Source organism: Kitasatospora sp. NPDC088351 (assembly GCF_040685575.1).
GTDB lineage: Bacteria > Actinomycetota > Actinomycetes > Streptomycetales > Streptomycetaceae > Kitasatospora.
Genome location: NZ_JBFBIL010000013.1, coordinates 103,590 through 117,087 on the forward strand (window position 1 = coordinate 103,590; position 13,498 = coordinate 117,087).

The 13,498-nt window shown below is 74.1% G+C and carries 18 protein-coding genes; 16 read left to right on the forward strand and 2 right to left on the reverse strand.

The genetic code is table 11. The features are described from left to right. The first annotated feature begins 13 nt into the window (after positions 1-13). The 4 genes from hisH to hisF are packed head-to-tail and all read left to right on the forward strand — an operon-like array spanning position 14 to position 2,592. The gene (gene hisH, locus AB0P06_RS13185) at positions 14-649 is read left to right on the forward strand and encodes an imidazole glycerol phosphate synthase subunit HisH (protein ID WP_363607341.1); all 636 of its coding nucleotides are present in this window, start codon (positions 14-16) and stop codon (positions 647-649) included. Positions 650-671: 22 nt separating this feature from the next. After that, complete coding sequence (gene priA, locus AB0P06_RS13190; RefSeq protein ID WP_363607342.1) at positions 672-1,397, forward strand: bifunctional 1-(5-phosphoribosyl)-5-((5-phosphoribosylamino)methylideneamino)imidazole-4-carboxamide isomerase/phosphoribosylanthranilate isomerase PriA; 726 nt, start codon at positions 672-674, stop codon at positions 1,395-1,397. Further along, positions 1,394-1,825 carry a RidA family protein gene (locus AB0P06_RS13195; RefSeq protein WP_363607343.1) on the forward strand — a complete coding sequence of 144 codons (432 nt, stop codon included), beginning with the start codon at positions 1,394-1,396 and terminating at the stop codon, positions 1,823-1,825. The genes priA and AB0P06_RS13195 overlap by 4 nt, the downstream gene beginning before the upstream one ends. After that, complete coding sequence (hisF, locus tag AB0P06_RS13200) at positions 1,822-2,592, forward strand: imidazole glycerol phosphate synthase subunit HisF (protein ID WP_363607344.1); 771 nt, start codon at positions 1,822-1,824, stop codon at positions 2,590-2,592. The genes AB0P06_RS13195 and hisF overlap by 4 nt, the downstream gene beginning before the upstream one ends. A gap of 67 nt (positions 2,593-2,659) precedes the next feature. Here the strand turns inward: hisF and AB0P06_RS13205 are convergent, their stop codons facing one another. Then, positions 2,660-3,298, reverse strand: a complete 639-nt coding sequence (locus AB0P06_RS13205; protein WP_363607345.1) for a TIGR03085 family metal-binding protein — start codon at positions 3,296-3,298, stop codon at positions 2,660-2,662. A gap of 82 nt (positions 3,299-3,380) precedes the next feature. Beyond that, complete coding sequence (locus AB0P06_RS13210) at positions 3,381-3,944, reverse strand: hypothetical protein (protein WP_363607346.1); 564 nt, start codon at positions 3,942-3,944, stop codon at positions 3,381-3,383. Between the two features lie 153 nt (positions 3,945-4,097). Here AB0P06_RS13210 and hisI point away from each other — a divergent pair, with 153 nt between their 5' ends. The 12 genes from hisI (at position 4,098) to AB0P06_RS13270 (ending at position 13,454) form a co-directional block, all read left to right on the forward strand. Beyond that, entirely contained in the window at positions 4,098-4,469 is a 372-nt protein-coding gene (hisI, locus tag AB0P06_RS13215) for a phosphoribosyl-AMP cyclohydrolase (RefSeq protein ID WP_363607347.1), read from the forward strand. A 40-nt stretch (positions 4,470-4,509) separates the two neighbouring features. Continuing rightward, on the forward strand, positions 4,510-6,030 hold the full coding sequence (locus tag AB0P06_RS13220; RefSeq protein WP_363607348.1) for an anthranilate synthase component I: 1,521 nt from the start codon (positions 4,510-4,512) through the stop codon (positions 6,028-6,030). Between the two features lie 32 nt (positions 6,031-6,062). Further along, positions 6,063-6,563, forward strand: coding sequence for a Uma2 family endonuclease (locus AB0P06_RS13225; protein ID WP_363607349.1), 501 nt, complete (start codon positions 6,063-6,065; stop codon positions 6,561-6,563). Then, positions 6,560-7,186, forward strand: a complete 627-nt coding sequence (locus AB0P06_RS13230; RefSeq protein WP_363607350.1) for a TIGR02234 family membrane protein — start codon at positions 6,560-6,562, stop codon at positions 7,184-7,186. The genes AB0P06_RS13225 and AB0P06_RS13230 overlap by 4 nt, the downstream gene beginning before the upstream one ends. Before the next feature lie 161 nt (positions 7,187-7,347). Further along, positions 7,348-7,593: an HGxxPAAW family protein gene (locus tag AB0P06_RS13235; RefSeq protein WP_363607351.1), complete on the forward strand. Its 246-nt coding sequence runs from the start codon at positions 7,348-7,350 to the stop codon at positions 7,591-7,593. A gap of 88 nt (positions 7,594-7,681) precedes the next feature. Next, positions 7,682-8,122 carry a DUF2752 domain-containing protein gene (locus tag AB0P06_RS13240; protein ID WP_363607352.1) on the forward strand — a complete coding sequence of 147 codons (441 nt, stop codon included), beginning with the start codon at positions 7,682-7,684 and terminating at the stop codon, positions 8,120-8,122. A 193-nt stretch (positions 8,123-8,315) separates the two neighbouring features. Next, on the forward strand, positions 8,316-9,122 hold the full coding sequence (gene trpC, locus AB0P06_RS13245; protein ID WP_363607353.1) for an indole-3-glycerol phosphate synthase TrpC: 807 nt from the start codon (positions 8,316-8,318) through the stop codon (positions 9,120-9,122). 209 nt (positions 9,123-9,331) lie between these two features. After that, complete coding sequence (gene trpB / locus AB0P06_RS13250) at positions 9,332-10,582, forward strand: tryptophan synthase subunit beta (RefSeq protein WP_363607354.1); 1,251 nt, start codon at positions 9,332-9,334, stop codon at positions 10,580-10,582. A 2-nt stretch (positions 10,583-10,584) separates the two neighbouring features. Next, complete coding sequence (gene trpA / locus AB0P06_RS13255) at positions 10,585-11,394, forward strand: tryptophan synthase subunit alpha (RefSeq protein ID WP_363607355.1); 810 nt, start codon at positions 10,585-10,587, stop codon at positions 11,392-11,394. Between the two features lie 230 nt (positions 11,395-11,624). After that, entirely contained in the window at positions 11,625-11,900 is a 276-nt protein-coding gene (locus tag AB0P06_RS13260) for a hypothetical protein (protein ID WP_363607356.1), read from the forward strand. A gap of 125 nt (positions 11,901-12,025) precedes the next feature. Beyond that, positions 12,026-12,538 (forward strand): MauE/DoxX family redox-associated membrane protein, encoded by a 513-nt coding sequence (locus tag AB0P06_RS13265; RefSeq protein WP_363607357.1) that lies wholly within the window; start codon positions 12,026-12,028, stop codon positions 12,536-12,538. A 52-nt stretch (positions 12,539-12,590) separates the two neighbouring features. Then, positions 12,591-13,454: a thioredoxin domain-containing protein gene (locus AB0P06_RS13270; protein ID WP_363607358.1), complete on the forward strand. Its 864-nt coding sequence runs from the start codon at positions 12,591-12,593 to the stop codon at positions 13,452-13,454. Positions 13,455-13,498 lie beyond the last annotated feature (44 nt).

The following is a 13,498-nucleotide window of genomic DNA, read 5'->3' on the forward strand; positions in this document are numbered from 1 at the left end:
TGGACACCTGAACATGGGCAAGAACGTCGTCGTACTCGACTACGGGTCGGGCAACCTCCGCTCCGCCCAGCGCGCCGTCGAGCGCACCGGGGCGAACGTCACCGTCACCTCCGACTTCCAGGCCGCGCTGGACGCGGACGGCCTGCTGGTGCCCGGCGTCGGCGCCTTCGAGGCCTGCATGCGCGGGCTGAAGGCCGTTCGCGGCGAGCAGATCATCGGCCGCCGGCTCGCCGGGGGCCGCCCGGTGCTGGGCATCTGCGTCGGGATGCAGATCCTGTTCGAGCGCGGGGTCGAGCACGGGGTGGAGACGGCCGGCTGCGACGAGTGGCCGGGCACCGTCGAGCCGCTGGACGCCCCGGTCGTCCCGCACATGGGCTGGAACACGGTCCAGGCCCCGGAGGGCAGCCGGCTCTTCGCCGGCCTCGACCCCGACACCCGCTTCTACTTCGTGCACTCCTACGGGGTGCGCCACTGGGAGCTGGAGGTCCACAGCGCGCGGATGCACGCCCCGCTCGTCACCTGGGCCACCCACGGGCAGCCGTTCGTCGCGGCCGTCGAGAACGGCCCGCTCTGGGCCACCCAGTTCCACCCCGAGAAGTCCGGCGACGCCGGCGCCGCCCTGCTGACCAACTGGGTCAACACCCTCTGACTAGCTGAGAGTTGCCAACACGATGAGCCGCCTCGAACTCCTCCCCGCCGTCGACGTCCGGGACGGCCGGGCCGTCCGCCTGGTCAAGGGCGCGTCCGGTACCGAGACCTCCTTCGGCGAGCCCCTCGCCGCCGCCCTCGCCTGGCAGAGTGCCGGCGCCGAGTGGCTGCACCTGGTCGACCTCGACGCCGCCTTCGGCACCGGCAGCAACCGTGACCTGCTCCGCGAGGTCACCGGCGCGCTGGACATCAAGGTCGAGCTGTCCGGCGGTATCCGTGACGACGAGTCGCTGGCCGCCGCCCTCGCCACCGGCTGCACCCGGGTCAACCTCGGCACCGCCGCCCTGGAGAGCCCCGAGTGGGTCGCCAAGGTCATCGCCGAGCACGGGGACAAGATCGCCGTCGGTCTGGACGTGGTCGGCACCACCCTGCGCGGCCGCGGCTGGACCCGCGACGGCGGCCAGCTCTTCGACGTGCTGGCCCGCCTCGACGCCGAGGGCTGCGCCCGCTACGTCGTCACCGACGTCAACCGGGACGGCACCCTGACCGGCCCCAACCTCCAGCTGCTGCGCGACGTCTGCGCCGCCACCGACCGCCCGGTCGTCGCCTCCGGCGGTGTTTCTTCGCTCGACGACCTGCGGGCCATCGCCACGCTCGTCGGCGAGGGTGTCGAAGGCGCGATCGTGGGCAAGGCACTCTACGAGCAGAAGTTCACCCTCGAAGAGGCCCTGGAGGCGGTTTCAGGATGACGGAACGTCGGATCGTGCGCGGTCGGGTCGCCGGATGCTCCCCCTGGGAGGAGCAGTTCGGCTACTCGCGGGCGGTCGCCGCCGGGGACCACGTGCACGTGGCCGGCTCCACGGCCTGGGTGGACGGGAAGATCGAGCACGAGGGCGACCCGTACCACCAGACCCTCGCCGCCTTCGGCGTCGGCCTCAAGGCCCTGGCCGCGTACGGTCTGACGGCGGACGACGTGGTCCGCACCCGGATGTACATCACCCACGTCCGCGACGCCGACGAGGTGGGCCGTGCCCACCACGCGCTCTTCGACGTCGCGCGCCCGGCGGCCACCATGGTGGTGGTCGAGGGCCTGATCGACTCCCGGATGATGGTCGAGGTCGAACTCGACGCCTACCGTGCCGGGCTCGCTAGCACTCTGGAAGGCAAACAGCCGTGACCCTCGCAGTACGTGTCATCCCCTGCCTGGACGTCGACGCCGGCCGGGTGGTCAAGGGCGTCAACTTCCAGAACCTGCGGGACGCCGGCGACCCGGTGGAGATGGCCAAGCTCTATGACGCCGAGGGCGCCGACGAGCTGACCTTCCTCGACATCACCGCCTCCTCCGGGGACCGCGAGACCACCTACGACGTCGTCCGCCGCACCGCCGAGCAGGTCTTCATCCCGCTCACCGTCGGCGGCGGCGTCCGGGCCGTCGAGGACGTCGACAAGCTGCTGCGGGCCGGCGCCGACAAGGTCGGCGTCAACACCGCGGCGATCGCCCGCCCGGAGCTGATCCGGGAGATCGCCCGGCGCTTCGGCCGCCAGGTGCTGGTGCTCTCGGTGGACGCCCGGCGCTGCCCGGAGGGCACCGAGACGGCCTCCGGCTTCGAGGTCACCACCCACGGCGGGCGCCAGGGCACCGGCCTGGACGCCGTCGAATGGGCGGGCCGCGCGGCCGAGTTGGGTGCCGGTGAGATCCTGCTCAACTCGATGGACGCGGACGGCACCAAGGACGGCTACGACCTGGAGCTGATCCGGGCCGTCCGCAAGACCGTCTCCATCCCGGTGATCGCCTCCGGCGGCGCCGGGAAGCTCGCCGACTTCGCCCCCGCCGTGGCGGCCGGCGCGGACGCGGTGCTCGCCGCCAGCGTCTTCCACTTCGGCGATCTGCGGATCGGCGAGGTCAAGAACGCGCTGCGGGAGGCCGGGCACCCCGTCCGCTGACCGCGTCCACCGACCGCGGCAGGGCCCGCCCCCGGTGTGGGAGGCGGGCCCCGTGGACGGCGCCGTCCTACGGCAGCGGCAGCACGTGACGCAGCGCGGTGACGGCGTCCGGCGGGCCGTCCACGGCCAGCTCGGCGCGGGCGCCGCGGCCGTAGACGAAGAGCACCAGCTCGCCCGGCTCGCCGGTGATCCGCACGGTCGGCGACCCGGCGGGGCCGACCGTCAGGCTCCGCCCGTCCGGGCGGCGCAGCTCCAGCCGGACGGGGGAGCGGCGGCCCGCCTCCAGCCTGGCGAGCAGCGGCAGCCGGCGCCAGAGCGCCTCGGCCCGCCCGGGCGGCACCGGCTGCGGCGGCCACTCCTCGCCCGCCCGGCGGACGTCCTCGGCGTGCACGAAGTACTCGACGGTGTTGGCGGCCTCGTCGGCGCCGGGCAGCGCGAACGGGGAGAGCAGCGGCGGGCCGGCCCGGAACAGCCGCAGCAGCTCCTCGTACGGGCGCTCGGCGTAGCCGGCCTGCACCCGGTGGGTCCAGTCGGCGAGGGCGCCGACGCGGATGCCGGCCGCCGCGTCCGGCCGGTGCTCCCGGACCACCAGGTGGGCGGCGAGGTCCCGGGTGGACCACCCGGCGCAGAGGGTGGGGGCGTCCGGCCCGGCGGCGGCCAGGAGTTCGGTCAGCCGGTGGCGCTCGGCGAGGGCATGGTTCGACATGCCGCTCAGCCTAGGGCGTGCCTGACGGCTCCCGCCGCGCGCGCGAATCGTCGGACACGCCCCGGGTTTCTCCCACGGGCCGTCAGCGCAGGTGGCCGCTGAGCTTGGTGGAGCCCTGACGGTTGCTCGCCGTCATGGTGCAGGTGTAGTCCCGCCAGCCCTGCTGGTAGTAGGTCATGGACGGGCCGAACGGGTAGCCGTAGTACGGTCCGCCGCCGCCCTGGCGGGCCTCGGCGGCGGCCAGCGTCTCCTTGCAGCCCTCCCGCATCGCCTTGGCGAGCTGGTTGTCGCCGGTCAGGCCGTCCGGCAGCAGCTGGTCGGCGATCACCTCGCCGTCGTGCTCGCCCTCGCAGGGCCGCGGTTCGGGCTTGGTGATCGTCTTGCTCAGCTGCGGGTGGTCGAAGCAGGAGCCGACCGGGAGGAAGGTGTACGGCACCACCCGGCTGGGCGTCGGGCTCGGCGTGGGGGTCGGCGTCGGGGTCGCGGTGGGGGAGGGCGGGGGTGGCAGCGCGGCCGGCTTCTTCTCGGGCCAGAGCAGCACGGTGGCCACCACCGCGAGCAGCACGGCCAGCACGGCCACGACGGCGAGGACCAGGCCCCGCGACGGGCGGGTGGCGGCGGGTTCGGGCGGCGGCTCGGAGGTCATGGCCACGAGAATGACCCACGCCGGGGCTTTCCGGCAGGCGGTTGGCACAACTCGTACGAGCGGATCGGTCGGACAGATAGCACCGGAGGGGCCGGGTGCGCCCGACAGGCCCGGACCGGGAGCCCGGCGCGCCGGGCTGACACAATGGGACCCATGTCCTCCACACCCGCCGCCCCCGGCACCACCGCCCTGGCTCCCGCGATCGCCGCCCGCCTCAAGCGGACCGAGGACGGTCTGCTCCCGGCCATCGCGCAGCAGTACGACACCGGCGAGGTGCTGATGCTCGGCTGGATGGACGACGAGGCGCTGCACCGTACCCTCACCACCGGCCGCTGCACCTACTGGAGCCGCAGCCGCCGGGAGTACTGGGTGAAGGGCGACACCTCGGGCCACGTCCAGCAGGTCAAGTCCGTCGCGCTGGACTGCGACGGCGACACCCTGCTGGTCCGGGTCGACCAGACCGGCGCCGCCTGCCACACCGGCGACCGCACCTGCTTCGACGCCGACGTGCTCCCGCTCGCCTGACCCCGCCCCGCCGAAACGACCAGAAACGGTGCCGCTCCCCATGGATCTCGAAACCTTCCGCAAGCTCGCCGTCGACACCCGGGTCATCCCGGTCACCCGCAGGCTCCTCGCGGACGGTCTCACCCCCATCGGCCTCTACCGCAGCCTCGCGGCCGAGCGCACCGGCACCTTCCTGCTGGAGTCCGCCGAGCAGGGCCGCAGCTGGTCCCGCTACTCCTTCGTCGGCGTCCGCAGCGGCGCCACCCTGACCGCGGGGCCGGACGGCACCGCCCGCTGGCTCGGCACCCCGCCGGTCGGCATCCCCACCACCGGCGACCCGCTCCAGGTGCTGCGCGCCGCGCTGGAGGCCCTGCACACCCCGCGCCGTACCGACGACGGCCTGCCCCCGCTCACCGGCGGCCTGGTCGGCTACCTCGGGTACGACATCGTCCGCCGGCTGGAGAAGCTGCCCGACCTCAACCCGGACGACCTGAAGCTCCCCGAGCTGACCATGCTGCTCGCCACCGACCTGGCCGTGCTCGACCACGTCGACGGCACGGTGCTGCTGATCGCCAACGCGGTCAACCACAACGACCTGGCCAGCGGCGTCGACGAGGCCTACGCGGACGCGGTGGCCCGGCTCGACGCGATGGAGACCGACCTGCTCAAGCCGGTCGACCCGGGGCTCGCCACCTTCACCCCGTCCGGCCCCGGTGACGTCCGCTCGCCGTTCGGCGGGGCGCCGTACCGGGCCGCCGTCGAGGAGGTCAAGGAGCGGATCCGGGCGGGCGAGGCCTTCCAGGTCGTGCCCTCGCAGCGGTTCGAGGCGCCCTGCCCGGCCTCCGCGCTGGACGTCTACCGGGTGCTGCGGACCACCAACCCCAGCCCGTACATGTACCTGTTCCGCTTCCCCGGCCCGGACGGCACCGCCGAGGGCGGCTTCGACGTGGTCGGCTCCAGCCCGGAGGCGCTGGTCAAGGTCACCGAGGGCGAGGCGATGGTGCACCCGATCGCCGGCACCCGGCACCGCGGCGCCACCCCGCACGAGGACGCCGAGCTGGCCGCCGAGCTGCTCGCCGACCCGAAGGAGCGGGCCGAGCACCTGATGCTGGTGGACCTGGGCCGCAACGACCTCGGGCGGGTCTGCGAGCCGGGCAGCGTCGAGGTGGTCGACTTCATGCAGGTCGAGCGCTACAGCCACGTCATGCACATCGTCTCGACCGTCACCGGCCGGGTGGCGCCCGGGCGGACCGCCTTCGACGTGCTGACCGCCTGCTTCCCGGCCGGCACCCTGTCCGGCGCGCCGAAGCCGCGCGCGATGCGGATCATCGAAGAGCTGGAGCCCACCCGCCGGGGCCTGTACGGCGGCTGCGTCGGCTATCTGGACTTCGCCGGGGACTCCGACACCGCGATCGCCATCCGCACCGCCGTCCTGCGCGACGGCACCGCCTACGTCCAGGCGGGCGCGGGAGTGGTCGCCGACTCCGACCCGCACGGCGAGGACACCGAGTGCCGCAACAAGGCGGCCGCCGTCCTGCGCGCCGTCGCCACCGCCAATACGCTGCGCACGCCGACGGTGTAGGACCGGCGGCGCGGGGCCGAAGGAGCAGCAGGATGCCGGACGAACGGCAGCAGATCGTCACCGCGGCCAGGGCCCAGATCGACGGCCAGCTGGCCGGCCGGGGCGCGGTCCGCCAGGACGTCGTCGTCCGGGCGCCGTCCGGGCGGAGCGGGCGGGCCGCCGAGCTCGCGGTGGTCGCGCCGGGTGCGGAACACGCCGCCGGAGGCGGCTACCGGGCCGCCGACCTGGAGGCGGTGCTGGAGGTCACCGACCGGTCGCGGCGGGCCGGTGACCCGGCCGGCCGGCACCGCTTCCTCGCCGAGTGCGGGATCCCGCTGTACGTGGTGGTCGACCCGGTGGCGGCGGTCTGCACCGTGCACAGCGCGCCGCAGCCGGGCGGGACGTACCGGGAGGCGGAGCGGGTGCCGTTCGGCAACGACCTCTTCCTGCCGCTGGCGGAGCGGACGCTGGTGCTGCGGACCGACGACTTCCCGGTCGGGCCGGCCACCCCGGATGCGGAGCCGGGCGGCGGCCGGGGGATAGTGGACGGGTGAGCGCCTCTCCCCAGCCCCGCCCCGACGCCGGGCCCGCCCCCGCCCCCGCCGCCGCCCCCGCCAAGGCCGGGCGGCGGACGCTCGGCCTGATGCTGCTGCTGACCGCGCTGGGCGCCGTCCTGGTGCTGACCGCGGTGAGCCGGGTCTGGGCCGAGGGCCGGGCCGGGACGCTGGCGGTGTCCGTCACCGGCGGCCGGATCTCCGAACTGCCCGGCGGGCTGGCGCTGGTGGCGCTGGCGGCGGCGGTCGCGGTGTTCGCGGTCCGCGGCGCAGGGCGGGTCGCGGTCGGCGTGCTCACGCTGCTGGCCGGTCTCGGCGCGGCCGCGAGCGCGGCGGCGGGCGCCGGCGACAGCGCCGCGCTGGACAGCGAGGCGGCCCGGATCCTCGCGCTCTCCGGGACGACGGCCACCGAGGTCAGCCGCTCGGCCTGGCCGTGGCTCGCCCTGTTCGGCGGGCTGCTGCTGGCCGCGGCCGGGCTGCTCACCGTCCGCTTCGGCCGGTCCTGGCCGGCCATGGGCAGCCGTTACGAGGCGCCGACCCGCAAGGCCCCGGCGAAGGCCGCCGAGACGCCGGCCGACCTGTGGAAGGCGCTGGACCGGGGCGAGGACCCGACGGCCGTCTGAGCGGCCCGCCCGGGGCGTCCGGGGCGGGCCGGGCGCTGTGACGCGATAGACCCGCCACCCCCTTTGGGGTGCCGGTGTGTGGCCCGGCACAATGGAACACGTCAACCCGCGAGGGGCCCGCAGGCCCGGCCGGGGCCCGGAGAAGCAAGGAGCACCATCAGATGTCGGCAGCAGCACACGGCCACACCCCCGCCGCCTGGACCGGCGTGACCATCTCCTTCATCGGCTTCGCGATCGCGGGCGTCGCCATGATCCTCCCGTCCGTGCCGGTGGTCTGGGGCGGCCTGGCGGTCATCCTGCTCGGCGGCGTGGTCGGCAAGGCCATGTCGATGGCGGGCATGGGCAAGCAGCCGAGCGTCAACGTGGAGACCGCCGAGGACCGCGCGGCCGCCGCCGTCACCGCCTGACCCCGGAGTTCGCACGGCTGAACGGCGGGCGCCACGCCCGCCGTTTCGTTCTGCTCCCCGCTTGCACCGAACGGGCACAATCAGGGGCGTGAACGCCGCCCCCACCGCCTCCGCCCGGCCGCCCGCAGTGCGCCGGCTGGGCCCTCCGCTGGCCGCCCTGGCCGCGGTGGCCCTCCCCACCGTGTACATCGCGGTGGTGGATCCCAACGCCCCCGGTCACTACCCGACCTGCCCGTTCCTGGCCGCCACCGGCTGGTGGTGCCCGGGCTGCGGCGGCCTGCGCTGCGTCCACGCGCTCAGCCACGGGGACCTGACCGGCGCGCTGCACGACAACGCGCCCGCCGTCCTGCTGTTCGCCGTCCTGGCGGTGCTGTGGCTCCGCTGGGTGTGGGCCGCGGTGAGCGGCGGTCCGGCGCCCCGGGTCTCGGTCGGGGCGCGGCGCTGGGCGCTGATCGCCCTGCTGGTGCTGGTCTTCACGGTGGTGCGCAATCTGCCGGTCGGGGCGGGACTGGCGCCACCGCTGGTCTGAGGCCCGGTACCGGCGTCGCGTCCGGGGTGTTCGTGAGGGATCGGCCGAGGTGGGGGGCGTCCGGCCCGCGAGACGCGCGCCGGGCTGCCGCGCCCCGCGCTCCCCGGTGCCGATACCATCGAAGAGCCGGCCGACCCACTGGCCGTCCGGCTCTTCGCCAGCCGAACTAGCAGAACATGATGGGGGCGCAAGAGTGAGTGTGCTCGACAAGATCATCGAAGGTGTCCGTGAGGACCTCGCCGAGCGGCAGGCCCTGGTCTCGCTGGACGAGCTCAAGGAGCTCGCGGCCAAGGCCCCGGACGCCAAGGACGGCGTCGCCGCCCTCAAGGGCGACGGTGTACGCGTGATCTGCGAGGTCAAGCGCTCCAGCCCGTCCAAGGGCGCCCTGGCCGCGATCGCGGACCCGGCCGCCCTGGCCACCGACTACGCGGCCGGCGGGGCCGCCGCGATCAGCGTGCTGACCGAGCAGCGCCGCTTCGGCGGGTCGCTGGCCGACCTGGACGCCGTCCGGGCCGCGGTGGACACCCCGCTGCTGCGCAAGGACTTCATCGTCACCGCCTACCAGCTCTGGGAGGCCCGCGCCCACGGCGCCGACCTGGCCCTGCTGATCGTCGCCGCGCTGGAGCAGCCGGCCCTGGTGTCGCTGATCGAGCGCGCCGAGTCGATCGGCCTCACCCCGCTGATCGAGGTGCACGACGAGGAGGAGATCGCCCGCGCGGTGGACGCCGGCGCGCGGATCATCGGCGTCAACGCCCGCAACCTCAAGACCCTTGAGGTGGACCGCAACACCTTCGGCAACGTCGTCCACGCCATCCCGGACGGTGTCGTCAAGGTCGCCGAGTCCGGCGTGCGCGGCCCGCTGGACGTGATCTCGTACGCCAACCTGGGCGCCGACGCGGTGCTGGTCGGCGAGTCCCTGGTGACCGGCAAGGACCCGCGGGCCGCCGTGGCCGACCTGGTCGCGGCCGGCGCCCACCCCGCCCTGCGGCACAAGGACTGACCCCGCCGCCATGAAACTCGCCTCCCGTCTCGCCCCCGGTTGCCGCCCGCGCGGCTGCCGCGCGCCCGCACGCCGGGTGCTGGGCAGGCGGGTGCGCTATGTGATCGGCTGCGAGCCCGGGCAGGTGCAGGGCCGCCGATGGCGCAGGACGCCCGGCTGATCCCAGCCGTTCCGACGTCACTGCCGTCATCTTCCAGAAGGACTTCACCATGTCCGAGAAGGACTACCTGCCCGGTGCCGAGGTACCGGACGCCCGCGGCTACTTCGGCGCCTACGGCGGCCGCTTCATCCCGGAGGCGCTGGTCGCCGCCGTCGAACAGGTCGCCGAGGAGTACGAGAAGGCGAAGGCCGACCCTGCCTTCGCGGCCGAGCTGAACGCGCTGCTCAAGGACTACACCGGCCGTCCCAGCCCGCTGACCGACGTGCACCGCTTCTCCGCCGAGGCGGGCGGCGCGCGCGTCCTGCTCAAGCGCGAGGACCTCAACCACACCGGCTCGCACAAGATCAACAACGTGCTGGGCCAGGCCCTGCTCACCCGCCGGATGGGCAAGACCCGGATCATCGCCGAGACCGGCGCCGGCCAGCACGGCGTGGCCACCGCCACCGCCTGCGCGCTGTTCGGCTTCGACTGCACCGTCTACATGGGCGAGGTCGACACCGAGCGCCAGGCGCTGAACGTCGCCCGGATGCGGATGCTCGGCGCCGAGGTGGTGGCCGTCAAGTCCGGCAGCCGCACCCTCAAGGACGCCATCAACGAGGCGTTCCGCGACTGGGTCGCCAACGTCGACTCCACCCACTACCTGTTCGGCACCGTGGCCGGCCCGCACCCGTTCCCGATGATGGTCCGGGACTTCCACCGGGTCATCGGCGTCGAGGCCCGCCAGCAGGTCCTCGACCGCACCGGCAGGCTCCCGGACGCCGTGGTCGCCTGCGTCGGCGGCGGCTCCAACGCGATGGGCATCTTCCACGAGTTCATCCCGGACGCCGGTGTGCGCCTGATCGGCTGCGAGGCGGCCGGCGAGGGCGCCGAGACCCCCCGGCACGCCGCCACCCTCACCAAGGGCGACCCCGGTGTGCTGCACGGCTCGCGCACCTACGTCCTGCAGGACGAGGACGGGCAGACCATCGAGTCGCACTCCATCTCGGCCGGCCTCGACTACCCGGGCGTCGGCCCGGAACACGCCTGGCTGAAGGACACCGGCCGGGCCGAGTACCGCCCGGTCACCGACGACGCCGCCATGCAGGCGCTGCGGCTGCTGTCCCGCACCGAGGGCATCATCCCGGCCATCGAGAGCGCCCACGCGCTGGCCGGCGCCCTGGAGCTGGGCCGCGAGCTCGGCCCCGAGGCCACCATCCTGGTCTCGCTCTCCGGGCGTGGCGACAAGGACATGCACACCGCGGCCCAGTACTTCGGCCTGTACGACGAGGCTGCCGACGGCGCCGCCAACGGGGGTAAGTGACCATGGCTTCGAAGCTCAGTGGCATTCTGGCGGCGGCCGGGGCGGAGCACCGCGCCGCGCTGATCGGCTACCTGCCGGCCGGCTTCCCCAGCGTGGACGGCGGCGTACGCGCCGTCAACGCGCTGATCGAGGGCGGCTGCGACATCGTCGAGGTCGGCCTGCCGCACTCCGACCCGGTGCTGGACGGACCGACCATCCAGACCGCCGACGACATCGCGCTGCGGGGCGGGGTGCGGATCAAGGACGTGCTGCACACCGTCCAGGAGGTCGCCACCGCGCACCCCGAGGCGGCGGTGCTGGTCATGACGTACTGGAACCCGGTCGACCGCTACGGCACCGCGCGCTTCGCCGCGGACCTGGCCGCCGCGGGCGGCGCGGGCTGCATCCTGCCGGACCTGCCGGTGGAGGAGTCCGAGGAGTGGCGCAAGGCGGCGGACGAGCACGGCCTGGACACCGTGTTCGTGGTCGCCCCCAGCAGCAAGGACAAGCGCCTCGCCGAGGTGACCGCGGCCGGCAGCGGCTTCGTCTACGCGGCCGCCGTGATGGGCGTGACCGGCACCCGGGCCCAGGTCGGCAACCTCGCCGAGGACCTGGTCGCCCGGACCCGGGCCACCACCGAGCTGCCGGTCTGCGTCGGCCTCGGCGTCTCGACCGCCGACCAGGCCGCCGAGGTGGCCGGCTTCGCGGACGGCGTGATCGTGGGCTCCGCGTTCGTCCAGCGCATCCTGGACGCCGACGGCGACGAGCCGACCGCGCTGGCGGCCGTGCGCGCGCTGGCCGGCGAGCTGGCCGAGGGCGTCCGCCGCCGCTGACGGCACCCGCCGACGGCATCCGTGCCCGACGGCCCGCCACCCCGCCCGGGGTGACGGGCCGTCGGGCGTTTCCGGGGCGGTCCCGCCGGGGCCGGTCGGACCCCGAACGGGTGAACAGTGCGGGGGAGACGCATCAGGCGGGGTTGACCGGCGTTGAGTGGAGGGACGAGTGCACGAACGACGTGCCCGGCGGCTTGCGGCGGGCACGGAGCGAGCGAAGGGGTCTGCCGGTGCCTGGTCTCCAGCGAGCCGTCCTGTTGCGGGCGGCCGCAGCCGTGCTGGCGCTGAGCGCCGCCGTCGGGGCCGACACCGAGGTCGGGCAGGCGCTGGCCAGGCGGGGTGCGGAGCGGGCCGAGCGGGACGCGTCCGTCTGCGCCGGGGCGGCCCGGGCGGACGCGGTGGCCCGGGCGGACGTGGTGGTCAGGGCGGCGCGCTCGTACCCGCGGGGGCGGCCCGCCGCGGACGAGCCGGGACGGCCGCCGGAGTGCGAGCCGAACGGGCGTTAGAACGGATTCGGACACACCGTCATCAGGTGTCACTCATCCGGCTTAATTCCTGAAAATGGAGGAACCGTCCTTCATCCCTTACGGTTCATCAGGAAGTGAACGAGTTTCCCGAGGGGGGTTTCCCGATGGCCGGCTCGGCAGCGCAGCGGAGCGGCACCGCGCCCACGGTACGGCGGGTCTGGCCGGCCTGGACCGAATGGCTCGGTACGGCCGCCCGGCTGGGCCTCGCCGTGGTCTGGGGCTGGGCCGGTCTGGCCAAGATCGCCGACCCGGCCGAGGCCGCCCAGGCGGTGCGCGCCTACGAGATCCTGCCGGAGGCGCTGGTCAAGCCGGTCGGCTACGCCCTGCCGTTCCTGGAGCTGGCGCTCGCCCTGCTGCTGGTCATCGGCTTCGGTGTCCGGCTGGTCGCGGGCGTCTCCGCCCTGCTGCTGCTCGCCTTCATCGCCGGGATCGCCTCCGCCTGGGCGCGCGGCATCTCCATCGACTGCGGCTGCTTCGGCGGCGGCGGAGCGGTGGACGCCTCGCAGACCGAGTACCTGCAGGAGATCCTGCGCGACACCGGGTTCCTGCTGCTGGCCGGGTGGCTGCTCCGGCGGCCCCGGACCAGGCTCTCGGTGGACGGCTGGCTGGCGAGCTGACCGGCACATCCCACCCCCACCCCATCCGCACCCCGACCCTGGACCCAAGGCAATGAGCGAGAAGAACCGAGAAGGCAAGCGCACCGCCCGCGAGCGGATGCAGGCGGAGCGGGTGGCCGACGAGGCCCGCACCAGGAAGAAGAAGAAGCTGGTGATCGGCGGGGTGGTCCTGGCGGTGATCGCCGCCGCCGTGGTCACCGGCGTGGTCGTACAGAACGAGCGCTCCAAGCCGGAGACCCCGACCGCCGCCCCGGCCGGCACGATCGGCGACAAGAACCTGGTCATCCCGGTCGGCGCGGCCGACGCCCCGTCCGTCCTCACCGTCTACGAGGACCCGCGCTGCCCCGCCTGCGGCATCTTCGAGCGCGAGCTCGCCCCCACCATCGACCAGCTCGAGGACCAGGGCAAGATCTACACCAACGCCCACGTCGTCTCGTTCATCGACCGGGCCGTGTCGGGCAAGGGCTCCAAGTACGGCGCCAACGCGCTGGCCTGCGCCCAGGACGCCGGGCACTACCGCGACTTCCACGACGTGCTCTACCGCAACCAGCCGGAAGAGACCAACGACGCCTTCGGCAACAAGGCCACCCTGATCAACCTGGCCAAGCAGGTCAACGGCCTGGACACGCCGGCCTTCGAGGCCTGCGTCAACGAGAACAAGTTCGGCGGCTGGGTCTCCGCCGTGCAGCAGGACTTCGACAAGTCCAGCTACAAGTCCACGCCGACGGTGCTGCTCAACGGCCAGCCGATCTACCCGAAGAACGGCAACGAGGAGATCACCCCGGAGAACCTGGTGAAGTGGGTGGACGCCGCCAACCAGGGCAAGCAGCTGGGGACACCCGGATCGCACGGGCAGTCCCCGGCGCCGAGCAGTACCGCCTCGGAGGCCAACAACCCGTCGCCGAACGCCGGCTGAGGCACCCGCCCCGCTCGTCGGCCACCGTCGTCCCCTTCCCGTCC

Excerpts from the sequence above, each read along its gene's own strand:
- AB0P06_RS13220 (WP_363607348.1), top strand. The coding sequence starts at position 4,510 with ATGGATCTCGAAACCTTCCGCAAGCTCGCCGTCGACACCCGGGTCATC.
- AB0P06_RS13225 (WP_363607349.1), top strand. The coding sequence starts at position 6,063 with ATGCCGGACGAACGGCAGCAGATCGTCACCGCGGCCAGGGCCCAGATC.
- AB0P06_RS13210 (WP_363607346.1), bottom strand. The coding sequence starts at position 3,944 with ATGACCTCCGAGCCGCCGCCCGAACCCGCCGCCACCCGCCCGTCGCGG.
- AB0P06_RS13270 (WP_363607358.1), top strand. The coding sequence starts at position 12,591 with ATGAGCGAGAAGAACCGAGAAGGCAAGCGCACCGCCCGCGAGCGGATG.
- priA (WP_363607342.1), top strand. The coding sequence starts at position 672 with ATGAGCCGCCTCGAACTCCTCCCCGCCGTCGACGTCCGGGACGGCCGG.
- AB0P06_RS13265 (WP_363607357.1), top strand. The coding sequence starts at position 12,026 with ATGGCCGGCTCGGCAGCGCAGCGGAGCGGCACCGCGCCCACGGTACGG.
- AB0P06_RS13205 (WP_363607345.1), bottom strand. The coding sequence starts at position 3,298 with ATGTCGAACCATGCCCTCGCCGAGCGCCACCGGCTGACCGAACTCCTG.
- trpA (WP_363607355.1), top strand. The coding sequence starts at position 10,585 with ATGGCTTCGAAGCTCAGTGGCATTCTGGCGGCGGCCGGGGCGGAGCAC.
- AB0P06_RS13195 (WP_363607343.1), top strand. The coding sequence starts at position 1,394 with ATGACGGAACGTCGGATCGTGCGCGGTCGGGTCGCCGGATGCTCCCCC.
- AB0P06_RS13235 (WP_363607351.1), top strand. The coding sequence starts at position 7,348 with ATGTCGGCAGCAGCACACGGCCACACCCCCGCCGCCTGGACCGGCGTG.
- hisH (WP_363607341.1), top strand. The coding sequence starts at position 14 with ATGGGCAAGAACGTCGTCGTACTCGACTACGGGTCGGGCAACCTCCGC.
- trpB (WP_363607354.1), top strand. The coding sequence starts at position 9,332 with ATGTCCGAGAAGGACTACCTGCCCGGTGCCGAGGTACCGGACGCCCGC.
- hisI (WP_363607347.1), top strand. The coding sequence starts at position 4,098 with ATGTCCTCCACACCCGCCGCCCCCGGCACCACCGCCCTGGCTCCCGCG.